Origin of the sequence: Legionella taurinensis, assembly GCF_900452865.1 — a bacterium.
Lineage (GTDB): Bacteria > Pseudomonadota > Gammaproteobacteria > Legionellales > Legionellaceae > Legionella_C > Legionella_C taurinensis.
Map to the genome: position 1 here is coordinate 2,945,001 of NZ_UGOZ01000001.1, position 16,307 is coordinate 2,961,307.

Genomic DNA, 16,307 nt, shown 5'->3' on the forward strand with positions numbered 1-16,307 from the left:
AACCGCTGTTTCTCTGCCTGGGACGCCTGTTTAACAGTACGCAACCGGGAAAAACCTGGGCAGGGTACGGTCGCTGCAATGTGCCGTATGGTGGTAAGGAATACATCGTTAATGATTACCAGGTTCCGCCAGCCAATGCCTTTGGCAATGTGTTCTGGCAGAATGCAGGCGGCCAGCCGCTTGCCATTGGCCGCGACACCAACGGCAATCCTTTGTTTTTATGTCAGGCTTATTTTAAAGGCAGTAAACAACCCGGCAAAACCTGGCCTGGCTACAACCACTGCAATATTTCTTATGCGGGACACGAAATCATTACTGACAATTACCGGATTCTGGGCTCGGATAGCGGACAGGCCAATTTTCACCAGCACGCCAGTCAAAATGCACAGCAACAACAGTGCATTACCGGGCCTTTCGGTAATAAAGCCTGTGGTTTTAACTGCATTAAATCCACGAATAATGTCGCCTGCGCCACCTCGATGGATCAACAATGTGTCAGTGATAACTTCGGGCGCATTGCCTGTGGGTATGGGTGCGTGCAGTCACCGTTGAAAGTTGCCTGTGCCAGGAAGCGCTCTGAAAATTGCGTCATCAATTCCTTTAACGAGATTCGCTGCGGCAGAAATTGCAGAATGGATAATTTTAACAGGATCCAGTGCGATTAACGGCGTTCATAAGAATAGAATGTAACATCATAGGGATTCTTCTCATCCGCCTGTCTGGACAGCGTCTCCAGACAGGACCACTCGTTCGCATTCCATAACGGAAAAAAGACATCCGCATCAAAAAGGTGATGGATGACCGTCAGATAAAGGCGGGAAGCCAACGGCAAGGCCTGTTCAAAGAGCTCCGCCCCTCCAATAATCATGGCTTCAGGAAACTCCGAAACCTGTTCAAGAGCCTCGGGCAAGGATGAAACCGTAACCACGCCAGGAATCATGGACTCAGTCCGACTGAGAACGATATTCAAACGGCCCGGCAATGGCCGGCCAATTGAGACAAACGTTTTCCTGCCCATGATAATCGGTTTGCCCATGGTGATTTTTTTAAAATGAGCCAAGTCAGCGGGAAGATGGCAGAGCAGCTGGTTGTTTTTACCCAGGCCGCGATTTTCGTCTATCGCGGCAATGAGGCTAATAAGGGTCATGAGTGGCCCCTGGCTTGAACCATGGTCAACGCGGTACGCACTGCGGCGAACAGGCTTCCTGTGTCGGCGTGTCCTGTTCCTGCCAATTCCAACGCCGTGCCGTGATCCACCGATGTACGAATGAAGGGCAAACCCAGGGTAATATTCACGGCATGATTAAAACCAGCATACTTAAGCACGGGCAATCCCTGATCATGGTACATGGTCAGGTACACATCGCATTGGGTAGCCTTTTGTGTTGCAAACAGGGTATCCGCCGGGTAAGGCCCGCTCACGTCAATCCCCTGTTGGCGTAATGAAGTCAGCGCAGGTTCGATAACATCAATCTCCTCTCGCCCCAGATACCCACCCTCGCCAGCGTGAGGATTTAGTCCGGCAACAGCAATCCGCGGTTCCCGGATACCAAAATCCCTTTGCAGGGACTGATGAACCTGTCTGGCCACGCCAATGATCAAATCCTGGGTTATTGCCTGCGGCACCTCACTTAACGGCAGATGGGTGGTCACCAGAGCAACCTTCATGGCGTCACAAGCCAGCATCATAACAACCTGGTTGACGCCGCAATAATCAGCAAAAAAATCGGTGTGGCCAGTAAAGGCAATACCGGCCTTATTAATAATGGCCTTGTGAACCGGTGCTGTCACCAGCGCCGAAAATTCACCTGCAAGACAAGCGTTGGCACTCTTCGTCAACAGATCCAACACGTAAGGGGCATTGCGAACATCAAGCTGACCCGCTACTACGGGAGCAGGACAGGGTAAGGATAACACCGTGAGTTGCCCGGGTTGGGCACTGAGAGGGCTTTGAGGCTTGTAATCCTGGATTTCAACCTCGAAACCAAGCGCCTTGGCGCGCTGCATTAAAAGCTGTTTGTCACCAATGACCACAAGAGGTAAGTCAAGTCCGGCCAGCGAAAGGCACAAATCAGGTCCTATGCCAGCCGGTTCACCGCTGCTGACCAGCAGTGGCTTCATGCTAAATCCTTATCCAAAATTTTAACATAAGCATCCGCTCTTAAATGCTGCTGCCAGTTTTGCACCGCCTCGGTAAATTTACGCTGCTGCAGGAAGGCGCGGACCTGTTGTCTTTTGAATGTTTCGGTGTCATCGACCTTTTTACGCCCAAGAACCTGAATGATATGCCAGCCAAAGCCCGATTTAACCGGCTTGCTGATCGCGTTAATGGGCAGGGCATCCATGGCTTTTTCAAACTCCATTACCAGTTCCCCGGAGTTCACCCAACCCAAATCGCCGCCTTTTACTGCACTTGCCGCATCCAGCGAATACTGCTTGGCCATGTGGGCAAAATCTTTACCCGATTTCAATTGCTGGTATAAATTGTTCGCCTGTTTTTCCGCTTCTGCCGCTGTCATGCTGGCATCTTGTTTCAGCAGGATATGGCGTACATGGGTCTTTACGACTTCATGCTTCTGCTCTGCCCCGCCAATAGCAATCAGCCTGATCAGCTGGAAACCGTTCCCTGTTCGGATGGGACCGGCAATCTGGCCGGTTTTCATGTTCACCACCTGTTTGGCAAACACTTCGGGTAATTCCGCCAGATGACGCATACCCAGATCGCCGCCTTCCAAAGCAAACTCTCCGCTTGATTCGGCAATCGCCAACCGGTTGAAGTCTTCGCCTTTTTTGATTTTGGCCAACAATTCCTGCGCTTTTTGGCGGGCTTTGTTTAATTGTTCGGTCGTCGGCTCTTCCGGCAACGGGATGACAATGTTCTGCAAGTGATAGGTAAATTGGGTTTTATCCTGAAATTGCGCCGTTTTAAGGTAATCTTCAACCTGCTCATTGCTGATGGCCGACACGTCCTTGCCCACGGCTTTCTGCTGCACGCGGCTGATTAAAATTTCCTTGCGAATGTTTTCGCGGTAGCTCTGCCAACTGATCCCCTGACGGGTCAATTCTTCACGCAATTCCGTGAGCGTCAGGTGGTTATTGGCAGCAATCTTGTTGATGGCCTCATTCAGCTCCGTGCTGTCGACCGTCATGTCGTTCTGCTTAGCCAGCTGCAATTGCAAATCCACATCAATCAAGTGTTGCAATACTTGTTTACGTAAGGTTTTTTCAGGAGGCATCTGCATTTTTCTGGCTTGCATCTGCTGACGCAGCGCGTCCACCTGAGTATTGAGTTCGCTTGAGGTAATGACGCCGTCATTGACAATAGCCACCACGCTGTCTAAAGGCTGAGCTAAGGCAAGGGTTGGCAGTATCAGGGCCAAAGAGACAATCCGCTTTAACATCCAATTTTCCTCTAAATTGTTTTTTTGCCGCCATTTTGGTTTATTTATAACCAAAAAACAAGCTTTGATTAATTAAACGGCATTATGCCTTCATTGATGAAAAGTATCCACATAGCTCGGCAAATATGTACGAATCATGCCGATGGGATCGCTGTATCCCAATGAGCCTAAGCCTTTTAACAGAAACTGTAAATAAACATGGTTGTTGTATTGAGGCTCAAGGGTATTATTCAGGCTCTGGAAAGAACGTCCCCCGACCAGCCGCACTGCCCAACAACAATTATCGTACTGCACGCCCAGAAAGGACAGCATTTCATACCGCTTGCTGATGTTGTAACTGAATGCGCCCAGGGTGCTCCATCGATCATTGAATGGCCAGGCATAGGATATTGTGGCCTGATGCAGTGGATTTTTCTGCGGTTTAACCGTACTGCGGGCCACCTGAGTGATGTCGCCATTAACCAGGTAGGTATACCCAAGATTAATAATGCGGTTAGCCTCAGGCTGGTAGTGGAAATAGACATTGCTGTTATCGGTACTTCGGGTATAAGGATCCCACACGTAGTCGCTGGTTACGGTCCACACGGGATTAAAACGGTACATGGCTCTCGTGGCCACAGGGGAAAAATCAGCCAGTGGTGATAAATAGCCCAGCAAGGTCGGGGGATCGATGCAATCCGGATTGCCGGGATGATTGCGGCAAAGCTGGACGCGCCTGTCTTCAAAGTAACGGATTTGCCCCACAGTCACCTGGGCTTTTTCAACCCCAGACTCATCCGAAATCCATCGTGAAGTCACACCGTAGGCCAATTGATTGGCATCGCTGATGCGATCGTAGCCGGAAAAACGATTCGCACGATAGACCTGATCCGTGTTAAAAATCATGTAGGCGGAATCAAAAACCGGTATCTCGGACTGATCCACAAAGGGGGTATACAGATAATAAAGTCTGGGCTCCAGCGTTTGAGTAAATGAGCGATTCATTATCCTCAGGGGTCGGTCAAAATATAGGCCCCCGTCGGCACTCAACCGGGGAATGGTGGGGCTGAATTCAGAATCCGGCATCACCCCGTTACCCCGGATATTGTAATAATTCTGCACCAACTCAACCGTTGGCGTGAAATACCCCCATGGCTTCATTTGCGGCAGGGAAAGCACCGGATTGAAATGATAACGCGGCCCTTCCGGTTGTTCAGTGAAACTGTTATCAGGCCAGTGGAATTGATCAAACTGATTATGCAAAATCAAATTGCCATTAAAAGGCAAGTCGTTGTAGCTGCCTAAAGCCACCAATTGCGGCAGGCGCTCATAAATGTCGCTGACGGGGGTCTGGTTGACCGGCTGCAGGGTCTGGTAACTTTGCAGGGTTGAACGGAACAGCCAGTGATCCGTGGTATAGATTAAATCCCCCTGACGTAACAACTGCCTTTCAGTCAGCACCGACAGATTGCTGCTGAAATCCTGTAGAAAATAATCATCCGACACCTGCTGGTAATTAACCCGCAGGTGCAGGTTTGGAGCCAGTCGGGTGATGTCATTGTATTGGATAGACCAGCGATTACTGGATTCATTACGCAATGCCGGAAATTCCAGTTCGTTATCGCGTAGAAACTGCTTAAACGCACGATCCTGGGGTAGAAAGCGTCCGTTAAAAATACCTGTTGAGTTTTCGGTCAGGTAACGGAATTGGCCCCCCAGCATCACACCGCGGCGTGTGTAAATCTCAGGGGTTATCGTGGCGTCATAATTAGGCGCCATATTCCAGTAATACGGCAGGGCAAAATTAAACCCGCCAATGTTGGATGAACCCAGCGTAGGCAGCAGAAACCCTGACTTTCTGTCTTTGGAGGTCGGGAAACTTAAATAAGGCGTATAAAAAACAGGGACATCTCTGACGCGCAAACGGGCGTGACGGGCAACACCGGTGGCGGTGGCATCATCCAGGGCAATGGAATCGGCTTCAATCTGCCAGGCTTTGTCCTGCGGGGCGCAGGTGGTGTACGTTGCCTTTTTTAAAAAATAATCCTTGTTGGCAAAGCGCTCAATAAAGCTGGCCCGCCCCCAGGCCGGTAAGGACGCGCTTGGGCGAGGCGAATTAAAGCGGTATAACACGTCCTCTGCCTGTCCGGAACGATCCGATGGATTGATGTTCACTTTCCTGGCAATCATCAGGCGTCCGGGCTCGAGGTAATTTACCCGACCCAACAATTCAATACGGTTAACCTGATTGGTTTTGGCGTCACGGTACACATAAGCGGTCTCGGCATTAACCATACGGCCGGTTTGATGAACCTCGACATTGCCTTTCAGTGTTGAGCGGCCCTGATTGTAAAAGGACACTTCATCCGCCTGTATGCGGATTTCATCGTCTTCTGCCAACGGTTCAACATCCACCGGGCGGTAAGCACCTCGGCACATCGGCAGCGCCGAACTGTCTTCCCAACCCAAACATTGGGCAATCCTGGCTCGAAGCATGGGGTTAAGCACCGCCTCGCGTGGAATGATGCAGGCCTGCACCGGTTCAAGCCAGGTTTCGGCCGCACTGGAAACATCCTGGTAAAGCAGAATCCCAAGCGTTATCAGGACGAAACCCGCCGCTGCAACCGGCTTTAAACCGCGCCGCATTAATCGATAATATCTAATGTTCACCGTCACCAAAATACCTTATGATCCTGGTGCACATTGTGCACAGTCATTTAAACGCCCCTGATATTTCAGGCAGGCAATGGGTTTGGAGTATAACATGCAACATCGTCAAAGCGCACTGAGCAAATGGCTTCAGAACGTGCTTCCCCGGCAACACCATGAGTTAGTGCCTTTAACCGGGGATGCAAGCTTCAGACGCTACTATCGCCTCCGTTATAACGGCATCAGCCGCATCGTCATGGATGCGCCGCCGGATAAGGAAACCATGCGGCCGTTTTTGCTGGTTGGCGAGTTATTACGACAGGCCGGAGTCAAGACACCCACGGTGTATGCCTGCGATGAAGCCCAGGGATTTGCCCTACTCGACGATTTTGGCGACACGCTGCTGCTTTCGCAATTGACGCCCGATCGTGCCGACTCGCTTTACCGTCAGGCGCTTGCCAGTTTAGTCATCATGCAGCAATGCGCAACAGCAACGCATGACTGTTCGCTCCCCTCCTTTGACCGGTCCTTCATGCGGCAGGAATTAGAGTTGTTCTCCACTTGGTTTCTCGACGGCTATTTGAAAGTTAAACTGACTTCGGCTGAACAGACCATGCTGGAACAATCCTTTGACTGGTTAACGACTGAAATCAGCCGTCTGCCTCAGGTCTTTATCCACCGGGATTATCACTCCCGTAACATCATGATCCTTGAATCGGGGGAATTGGGCATTATTGATTTTCAGGATGCCATGAAGGGCCCGTTAACCTATGATTTGGTGTCGCTGCTTAAGGATTGCTACATCCAGTGGCCCTGCGAGCAGGTCCGTGATTGGGTCCACTGCTTCCACGCCCAATCCGCCATTGCCCAACAATTGCCATTTCAGGATTTTTTCCGCGCTTTCGAATTGTGCGGTCTGCAGCGGCATCTAAAAGTCCTGGGTGTCTTTTCGCGCCTGTTTATCCGTGACCACAAGCCAGGCTACTTAAACGACTTGCCACTGACCTTGCATTATACCCTGGCCTTCCTGGAGTCCTGTGAAGAATTGCAGCCCTTTTACCAATTCATGCAACGCAGGATTCAATTACCATGAAAACAGCGATGATTTTAGCCGCTGGGCGCGGTGAACGTTTAAAGCCAGTGACACTTTATACCCCTAAAGCCATGTGCCGCGTCCAGGGCATACCGCTCATTGAACGCCATGTGGTGAATCTTGCGCGGGCGGGATTTGAAAAAATCATTATCAACCATGCCTACCTGGGTGGGCAGATTCGCCATCATCTCGGCGATGGCCGACGTTTTGGAGTGACTATCCATTACTCCCCAGAACCCCCGGGGGGGCTTGAAACCGGCGGCGGCATTCAGAATGCGCTTCAGCTGTTGGGCGATGCCCCCTTCCTCACGGTCAATGCCGACATCATAACCCATTATGATTTCACCCGTCTTGCCTTGCCTCAGGATTCACTGCTGCACCTTGTGTTGGTCCCCAATCCGGCCCATAACCGGGCAGGGGACTTTGGTTTGACAACCGAAGGCCGGTTAACCAACGATCGGGTTTACACCTATCCGGGGATTGCCTGCTATCATCCTCAAGCGCTTAAGCATTGCCTGCCAGGACGCTATTCGGTAGTGCCGCTGATGCGTGCCCTGGTGCGAAACCAGCAGGCTACAGGGGAATTGTTCGAGGGTGTGTGGCTGGATATCGGCTCGACCGACAGGCTTAACCAGGCCAATACCCTGGCCTGTGACTAACCTGACTTGTCCCGATTAATGGGGCCCATGGACAGATGATTAACCGCCCATGCGCCCGCCGCTTGTCGGGGATTCGGCCGTGGAAGGCACTTCCGGACGGGTTTCCTGCGGAGCAGGAACCGCTTTTCCTTTTTTGGCGGTATCCTGGGCTCCGCGCTGCTTATCGGGCGCCTGAGCTTGCTCGGGGTACTGATGCTGCTGCACAACGACTTCCAGGCCCCGGTCTTGAAGAAACCGGCCAAATCCTTTTTTCTCATCCCCCATCAATTGCATGATTTTTTCAGCATCGGCCCTTAAGGGGTTACCCTCCTTGTCTTTGACAATATCACCGTGTTCATTGGTTTGATAGATAACGCTGCCTTTGCTTAAATAATTATTTTCTGCCAGCCAGGCATTAAACAATTTATCGAGAGACTCTACCGGCACGCCTTTCAAAGCCACGCCTTCTTCACTGTACCCGCGAAGCAACTGCGCCGCCCTGCCGACCGCAACATCCATTTTGACAATGCCTTTGATGATGGCCGTAATGGTTCGGACAGCGGCCTCGGCCAGATGATGCTGCAGGTTTTGAAAATCGGTGCGCATCTGCGTGTCGCCATCCCAGGGAAAGCCACGGGCATCACGCTGGTAATGGGTATTTTTAACAAAATCCCTGATTTTATTGAGAATGGGTTCTGACTTTTTATAAACATCGCCGCCAGCTTCTTTCAGGATATTTTCAAATTGCTCCAGAAAATAATCGGCTGCCTCAGGGAATTTAAAGCAGGCTAAGAGGGCATCCTTGTCGGGTAATGGTGTTACTTTAGGCATTCTTACCTCTCGCTATCTTTATCAATGCAAATGCTGGGAAGGACGTTCAGCATTTTTGTTAATTATTAATCAATTATAGCAATCGGTACTGGCAAAGCAGTACCGATTATTTCAAAGAAATGGTTAAAAGAACGTAAAGTTTAATCGACCGGGTTGGGTAAATTATCCGCCACCGACGTGAATGTTTTGTTTTTCATGGATTCGAACGTGAATTCATCCACCTGCATCGCATCCCATCGCGCCTTTTCAACCGCGATCAAGTCATCCATTTCCTGTTGCGTCAATTGCCCCTGGCTGACTTTTTCCGCCAGCTTTACTTTCATGTCATCGAATTTTAAGCGGCGAAGATCACTGACTTTTTTATACAGATCAGCGCTTTTCAATACCATCTGCAGCGTCTCTTCCATTTTATCCACGGGTTGTCGCCGATCGCCTGAGAGGTAGATGCGTTTCTTAATGCGATCGCGGTAATGGTTATTGGTCATCATCCGTTTGGCCAATTGATGGTCGGCCTTGTCGCTGGGGTAGCGCATGGTTTGTCCCAAGGGGAAAGCCAGCAGCCGCATGATCACACCCAGCGTACGGGAAGGGAAATTGGCACAAAAGGCAATCATTGCCCGTTGGGCGTGATAAAAGCAGTAATCCACCGCCCATTGCGCATGCAGTTTCTCATCCGCATGTTCTTCGTTCTGCTCGTAAGTGAGAAGAACGCCCATGGCCATGTAGAGATAAGAAAGACCATCTGCCAGACGCGCCGACAGGCGCTCGCGGCGTTTTAAATCCCCACCAAGATAAATCAGGGATAAATCGGCCAACCAAGCGTATGCATGACTTAAACGCGCCAGGCGTTGATAAGCTCTTTTCATGCCGTTGTTGGGGGCACTGATAAACAGGCCGCCAGTCCAGCCAGAACAAATGGTCTTGGCAAAATTTTGCATGAAATAATGGATGTGTTTCCACAGCAGGGTATGAAAGGCCGGTTTGTCTTCGCGTGAAATGGCATAAAATTCATCGCGGACATAGGGGTGACAGGCCATCGAACCCTGACCAAAGATCAACAGATTGCGGGACATGATATTGGCACCTTCCACCGTCACCGACACAGGAATGCCTAAATAAAAGCTGGTCATGTAATTGCGTGGACCCACCACTACCGCACGCCCGGCATGGATATCCATGGCATCATTAATGACAATTCGGGCAAGCTCGGTATTGAAGTATTTGGTAATCGCCGAAGCCACAGAAGGCTTTTTATGTTGATTGACCGCTGCCACCGTCAGCAGGCGCGTGGCGTTGATGAGGTAATTCAAACCAGCCACTTCCGCCAGCTTTTCCTGAATCCCCTCAAACTGGCCGATGTCGACATTGAATTGACGGCGAATGTGAGCAAAGGCACCGGTAGCCAGATAGGCGATGGTGGACGATGCGGCACCCAGTGCGGGCAGCGAAATCGAGCGGCCGATGGACAGGCACTCCACCAGCATTTGCCAGCCGCGCCCAGCATTTTTTTGGCCGCCGATGATGGTGGTGATGGGGACCACAATGTTTTTGCCACGGATAGTGCCGTTCATAAAGGGTTGATCGGCGGGCAAATGGCGATTGCCGATTTCCAGATTTTCGGTATCGCGCGGAATCAACAGGCAGGTGATCCCTTCTTCGCCTTCACCCTGTAACAAGCCATCCGGGTCTTTGAGGTTAACCGCGAGGCCGATGAGCGTGGCGACGGGTGCGAGGGTAATCCAGCGTTTGTTCAAATCAATTTTTAAATACAATTCCGTTTTGTTGCCCACCTTTTTCTTCATCACAATCGCCTCAGACTGGATGGAAGTCGCATCGCTCCCGGCGCCCGGTTCAGTCAGGGCAAAGCAGGGAATGTCGACGCCTCGAGCGAGATTAGGCAGGTACTGCTGCTTCTGCTCATCCGTACCGTAGTAATGCAACAACTCGCCCGGGCCAAGCGAGTTGGGGACCATCACGGTCACCGCGGCAACACCGGAGCGGCTGGCAATCTTCATGACGATGTCAGAATGGGCACGAGCAGAAAAACCCTTGCCGCCAAATTCCTTGCTGATGACCAAGCCGAAAAAGCCATTCTTTTTTAAGTAGGACCAGACTTTCTCCGGTAAATCCCCGTGTTGAATAGTTTCCCATTCATCCAGCATATCGCACAGCGTTTTGGTTTCGTTATCAAGAAAATGCTGCTCTTCGTCGGTTAAGGACGTGGACACCGCGCTGAGTTTCTGCCAATCCGGCGTACCGGTAAAAATGTCTTTTTCCAACCAGGTTTCACCGGCATTTAACGCTTCTTCTTCGGTTTTGGACAGTTTAGGGATGGCTTTTCCTGAGCGAGCATAAAAAAAATCAGTGAGGGCCTGGCGCAAGGGTTCGGCCCGGATAACCGCCACAGCCGCGAGAATACCCAATGCGATAATGATCGTTGGTAACCAATGCATATCCAGGTACACCGTCGCGATAAGCAGATACACAATACTGCCGGCTTCCCAGATGATGGGACTCATCGCCCGATAAAGGACAATCAGGGTAAATGCCAGGTAGGCAATCAACAAGAACGTAGCGGCCATAATGGTCTTCCTTTTAACAGCCAAAAAGAGTCGAAATGAAACCTAAGTATATACTGTTAATAGCAAAATTGGCGAGATGATACGATTGAAATCCTGATTAACTATCGAGAACTTTGTTGAGCGTCGCCTCTGGCCCAACCTCAGGCGCAGCCGGTTTGGGTTTGCGCCAGAAATTAAACCAGCCGGTGGTTGGCGATTTTGGCTCTAACGGTTCGGCTTTGACCACATCCGGGATCACCGAAATACTGGTCAATAATGCATCCACTTCCTCGCTCACGACCACCTTGGGCTTTTCGGTTTTAATGTCAAGCAGGATAAAACTGGACTCACCAAGATGGCTGCTCTCATCCAGGGATTTTTTACCCTCGTTGGTTAACACGTTCTGCTCCTCCACGTTTTGCTCCGGCTTTTGCCAGCTAAATAGCCGCCCGACATAGTCCATTACACGGAAGAAACCGCTGACTAAGGTAGCCGTATACCCCGAAGCATCAACACCCTGCACGGTTTCCAGCGTTTTGGGATGAGTTTTTTCATAATAAGCATCCAGATCAATCCATGCGCTTTGCTCGGCTGGCAGAGGATTCGCCTCCTGTTTTTTTACAGGCTCGACAGGAACGAGAGGGACAGGCTCGTCAGGGTTTTGCATGGCATCAGTCATCTTTTGCATCACATTAAAAGACGGCTGTAATTTTTTAATCTCCTCGAACATGGCTTTGTATTCTGCCAGTTCCTGCTCATAGGTGTCCGTTTTTCGTGCATCATTGATGGACAATGTCAGCGCTTTTTCCGCAGCGCCGATTGCCTTATCCAGTTTCTCCAGGGCCATTTGCAGGTCGCCCTGTTCGGGTTGGGCAATCAGGGCGTTGACCTGACTCATGGCCTTGTCGACGTCATTCAGTGCGGCCAACTCCTCCTCGATCTGGTCTTCAGTGGGGTACACCCGAAAGGCATTGCGCAACCGCGCGATGGGCCCGAAGGCAAACGCATTGGCAATTTTGGCCACCAGAAAATCGGTCAACAGGGTTTTAAGTAACGCCAACCCTAAACATTTCAAGACAACCACTGTGATTAATCCCGCTTTTTTAGCATTGGAATAATCAGGGTGATTGCTGATGTCATTGAATTCCTTGCGGTGTGAAAAAATCTCTTTACCCATTTTGATGCTAAAGCGCACCAGGGCAATAACGCCAAGAACCACTCCCCCAGCGATCGACGCCGTCGCACCTACCGCGCCCCCGACGCCAAGCAACACCAAAAAGGATTGCAACGCGCCAGATGCGCCCCCGAGGGTCATCAGCGGTGCAATAATGGATACCCAGAGAGACGTAAAACTCACCGCTTCGTAAAGCCATCGCAGGACGGTTACCGCCAGACGGGGGTTATTGCCTTTATCAAGGTCGTATTCCACTGACACGACGCTTCGTCCGAGACGCGGCGGTTTCGCCTTTTTCAATTCCTCTCGAAGGTTGATTTCTTTCTGAATTTCAGCTTTTGCATCGCTAAGCCGCTTAATAGCCCGCTGCTGAAGTGCGGCGGCTGCTTTTTCTTTCGCGGGTTTTAACAGCTGCATCAGTCTGGCGGATGATTGAGCAACAGCTTTTTCTTCTTCTTTTTTATGAGAAGCCTCATCCGTTTCCATTTTTTTAAGGACGTTGGCTAAGGTTTCTATCGCCTGTTGCTGTAATTTGTATTTTTGATCGGCATCGAGGTTTTCAGATGCCTCCAGTGCCATCAGCAGGTAGCGGTTGATTAAGGCTATGCGGATAATGTTGTCATTGTCCGGATCGCTTAAATTCAGGTTTTGAATTAAAAATAGAAGCTGATCTTGCGTTTCCTCTACAGCCGAACGCTCCTTACGAACCAGTTGGGTATTATCCTGTAACCGCTGATCCAGCGCAGTGAACGCGCCCACCATCGCGTCTTTTTTCTTCTCTTTTTCCACCGCGTCCTTTTCTTCTCCAAGAAAGGCATTAAACAGGTAGTCGACGCAGGTGGAGGTGAATTCCGGACTCGCCTTCGGGCTTTGCCGTTTCAGGGCCTGGTACTGGAGGTAGTAATAAGCGAAGGCATCCCTGTCAGCCGATGAGGCGGCTTTCTTATCGGCGCTGATTGCGTAAGCGTAGGCACGACTCTCCATGGTCTTTTTCAACTGCACGCCCAACAACATGTAGAGTCTTTCTTTGGCAACATTAGCCACCTGCAGGGTTTTGTCAGCGATCACATCCCCGTATTCCGTGGCCATTACCGCAAGAAACTGTCCAAGCAGCTCCCGCATTTCCTCACTCTGCATCATCTGATAGGCAATAATGCCCATGAAAGGATACGGGAACAAACTCATTAACGTGTCTCTGTTAATGCTGCTCACTATTTTTTGTACCGATGTTTTAAGGAATTGGCTGCCCCAGGCCAGAAATGATTGCTCATTTATGCCAAGAAGGGTATTTAACAGCTGATCCATCTGCGCTTCTTTAGCCGGAATAAGATGGTCGACACTTAAGGGGTCTGTCAGTAGGGGCATTAACTCAGGAATAGGTCTGGCGTTTAATTCATCGGAAAATGTTTTTTGCGCCTGGTAAATCTCACTGGCATCCGAATCCTTAAAATAATAAGTCAGGAGATTATGGAGAAAATTATCATCCGGTTTAGGTTCATTCGCCGGCCAGACCGTCCAGGCAAAGCGAACCAGTTTTCCACTGAGGGACGTAAAGGACAAATGCTTAATCCCGTCTTCGACTTTTTGTCCGCTAAGCCAACCATCCAGCGACTGAGCCAGCGTATCAGGGTGGTTGGTAATCTCATCGTTGAGTTGATTAATGCTAGCTTTAACGCTGTCGATGTATTCAATTTTCTTTAGACAGAGTGCATGCAAGTCGCTTCCTGCATCACATAAATCCAATAATCTGTTGCATTCCTGTTTCTGGGCATCGAGTCCCTGCAGCAGGTATTGCAGGGTTATTTTAATGTTTGGAAACGCCTGGGCCGTAATAAATCGAACACGTGATTGATGCGGTGTCGGGCAAGGCTCAGGGATAGCCTCGCTGGCCGGAAATGATTTGCAAAATGATTTTTCCAGCGAAGAGGCCGCAGTAAACAAGTCCTGACAGGCAGTAAATTCGGCCGTGGCAGCAAAGACTGATTTAAGGGACTCGTAATCCTTTGTCGATAATCTCTGTCTGGACTTAAGCTTGGCGTAAATCGAGGGCAGATGATTCGTGTCAGCCTTATTGATAGGGTCCACTCTCGGCTTATCGTAGCCGATGACACGCTCCAGCAGGGGGATGAATTCATTTCCCATGGCATCAAGCAGCATGGCTTCAATGGCGGGTTTCAGAAAGCGTTGGCTGTATGCCTTCAGGGTGGGATTGTCTTTGCTGCTGTTTATCGCATCCATCGCCAGTTTCAAGGCCGCCAGGGTTTCTGATAAGGCTTTAATATCATTGGCCTGCAATGCCGCATTAAATTGAATCTGCAATTCCTTAAGCTGATGCACCATTAACACCACGTCAAAAGCCCGGAAATCCTCGCTTCCCAGTAAGGTTGGCGTCGGTTTGTCGCTTTTTTGGTCGGCAAAATCCTTCAGGCGTTGATGTAACGGAATGGCCAGATCGCTTTCATGAAGGCTTTTTCTGAAGGCTTTAAACTCGGAGTAAGGGAATTTGGTTTGCGTGTCTTTGTATAAATCGCGGATGTACGCGTTAAAGAATCGCTCAATCAAGGGTTCCTGAATATCGCTTCGGACAGCCAGTTCATAAAAAGTGAGATACACCAGCACGGCTTCCGCCCCACCAGCCTTAGCGCCAAAGGTACGGAAAATTTCGGCAAAATCATCCTGCCGGTTGGTTAAATACTGTCTTACGGACTCCGGGATAAAGTAGGTCAACCGGTTGTAAAATACGCCGAATCCCTCATAAGCCGCCTGCATTAAATTCTGAATGCCATCCGCCTTCTGGTGCAATTCCTGATAATAGCGGCTGGTTTCTCGCAACCAGGACGGCAGCAGGCTTTCATCCACCTGCGCGGTGACATCGGCCATCTGCTCAAGGTTAGCGAAGATTTTGCCAATCTGGGCGGCTCGGTCGATCACATTGTCATTGGCAATGGCTTTCCCTGTCGCCTCCGCGGCGCCCCAAAGGCCGCTCGCCAATTGCTCGCACTGATGAACGGGATTCAGCAAGGTATTTTGGATAACATCCTGCAGGGAATCAAAATGAATGCCGAGATGAGACAATAATTTCTGACGGGCAGCGGTTTTTTTCGGATCATCGACAGGGAAAATTTTCCCCTTGGCCTTTACAAGGCGTTCATTATTCTGCATGACCTGCACGATGAAGGGTAAAAGCTCGTCTTTGATTTGATCAATTAATTGTTCATCGATGGGTAATTCCGGCAAGGCAATCTGTACAGCCAGTTTCAATGCCTGCGTCAACTGGTGCTCATCCAGCGACAAACTAACCACGTCAAGTACCCGGGTCAGCATTTCCGCACTTTTACGCGGAACGTAATTAATGCCCTTGTTATTGGCTACGCCAACACAGAATTTTTCCAGAACAAAAGGCAGCGTCAACAGAGTATCTAAATAATTACGGTGTGCATGCAGGGCATCGAGATACTCCCTGCTTAAGGTTTCGGCGAATTGTTCCCCCTGAATGTAGCTAACCGACATGTCCTCCGGGGCATTAGCCAGGGTCCTTATCGCCGTCTCGGTGTTTTTACGGGCTTTATCAAGTTCGCTTAAGTAGCCGGTCTTTAGTAATTTCACTCCCCAAGGATCACGATTGGCCTGCTGAACCTCATCGACGATGCTTTGGGCAAATTCTTTGAGCAGAATCAGGGTGCCGGCACTGGCTTCATCATGCCATGCTAAAGGGAGAGCCTGGCATAATTTGTTCCATTTGTCCGCTTTAAGCACCATTTGCCGCCGCAGTGCGATGTGCAGGTGAAACGCATAAGCTGTGGGATTGCAGCCGGCTTTGTCTAGAGTAAAACCACATAAATCCAGAATGAACTGGCTTAACCTTTTTTTATCTTCAGCAATCAGATTGCTCTCTATTTTTGTACGCATGATGACTCAAATGCCCAACTATTATTCACTGAGTATAAAACCTATTTATTAAGGGAATATGATATGCCATCG

General features: G+C 50.0%; 10 protein-coding genes (1 of these 10 only partly in view). 3 read left to right on the plus strand and 7 right to left on the minus strand.

Going from position 1 to position 16,307, the window contains the following annotated elements:
* On the plus strand, positions 1–665 hold the 3' portion of the coding sequence (locus DYE45_RS13555) for a DUF3421 domain-containing protein (RefSeq protein ID WP_108290762.1). 145 nt of this gene lie to the left of the window's left edge; only the last 665 of its 810 coding nucleotides appear in the window; its start codon lies off the left edge, out of view; its stop codon occupies positions 663–665.
* Here DYE45_RS13555 and DYE45_RS13560 read toward each other — a convergent pair.
* From DYE45_RS13560 to DYE45_RS13575, 4 genes are all read right to left on the minus strand, one after another.
* Entirely contained in the window at positions 662–1,147 is a 486-nt protein-coding gene (locus tag DYE45_RS13560; RefSeq protein ID WP_108290764.1) for a dihydrofolate reductase, read from the minus strand. The two genes, DYE45_RS13555 and DYE45_RS13560, sit on opposite strands and share 4 nt — an antisense overlap.
* The gene (gene pdxA, locus DYE45_RS13565; protein ID WP_115301001.1) at positions 1,144–2,121 is read right to left on the minus strand and encodes a 4-hydroxythreonine-4-phosphate dehydrogenase PdxA; all 978 of its coding nucleotides are present in this window, start codon (positions 2,119–2,121) and stop codon (positions 1,144–1,146) included. Before pdxA ends, DYE45_RS13560 begins: the two co-directional genes overlap by 4 nt.
* A complete protein-coding gene (locus DYE45_RS13570; RefSeq protein ID WP_108290768.1) occupies positions 2,118–3,401 on the minus strand; it encodes a peptidylprolyl isomerase in 1,284 nt (427 codons plus the stop codon). The genes pdxA and DYE45_RS13570 overlap by 4 nt, the downstream gene beginning before the upstream one ends.
* A gap of 90 nt (positions 3,402–3,491) precedes the next feature.
* On the minus strand, positions 3,492–6,026 hold the full coding sequence (locus DYE45_RS13575; RefSeq protein WP_115301084.1) for an LPS-assembly protein LptD: 2,535 nt from the start codon (positions 6,024–6,026) through the stop codon (positions 3,492–3,494).
* Positions 6,027–6,144: 118 nt separating this feature from the next.
* Between DYE45_RS13575 and DYE45_RS13580 the strand changes: the two genes are divergently transcribed.
* Positions 6,145–7,122 (plus strand): aminoglycoside phosphotransferase family protein, encoded by a 978-nt coding sequence (locus tag DYE45_RS13580; protein WP_108291360.1) that lies wholly within the window; start codon positions 6,145–6,147, stop codon positions 7,120–7,122.
* Positions 7,119–7,781 (plus strand): N-acetylmuramate alpha-1-phosphate uridylyltransferase MurU, encoded by a 663-nt coding sequence (gene murU, locus DYE45_RS13585; RefSeq protein WP_108290772.1) that lies wholly within the window; start codon positions 7,119–7,121, stop codon positions 7,779–7,781. The genes DYE45_RS13580 and murU overlap by 4 nt, the downstream gene beginning before the upstream one ends.
* Before the next feature lie 39 nt (positions 7,782–7,820).
* On the opposite strand, the gene DYE45_RS13590 is transcribed toward murU, so the two are convergent.
* The 3 genes from DYE45_RS13590 to DYE45_RS13600 all read right to left on the minus strand — a co-directional run bounded on the left by DYE45_RS13590 (position 7,821) and on the right by DYE45_RS13600 (position 16,235).
* Positions 7,821–8,591, minus strand: a complete 771-nt coding sequence (locus tag DYE45_RS13590) for a hypothetical protein (protein ID WP_108290774.1) — start codon at positions 8,589–8,591, stop codon at positions 7,821–7,823.
* Between the two features lie 140 nt (positions 8,592–8,731).
* Positions 8,732–11,173 (minus strand): acyl-CoA dehydrogenase, encoded by a 2,442-nt coding sequence (locus DYE45_RS13595; protein ID WP_108290776.1) that lies wholly within the window; start codon positions 11,171–11,173, stop codon positions 8,732–8,734.
* A gap of 97 nt (positions 11,174–11,270) precedes the next feature.
* Positions 11,271–16,235 carry an AAA family ATPase gene (locus DYE45_RS13600; RefSeq protein WP_115301002.1) on the minus strand — a complete coding sequence of 1,655 codons (4,965 nt, stop codon included), beginning with the start codon at positions 16,233–16,235 and terminating at the stop codon, positions 11,271–11,273.
* Positions 16,236–16,307 lie beyond the last annotated feature (72 nt).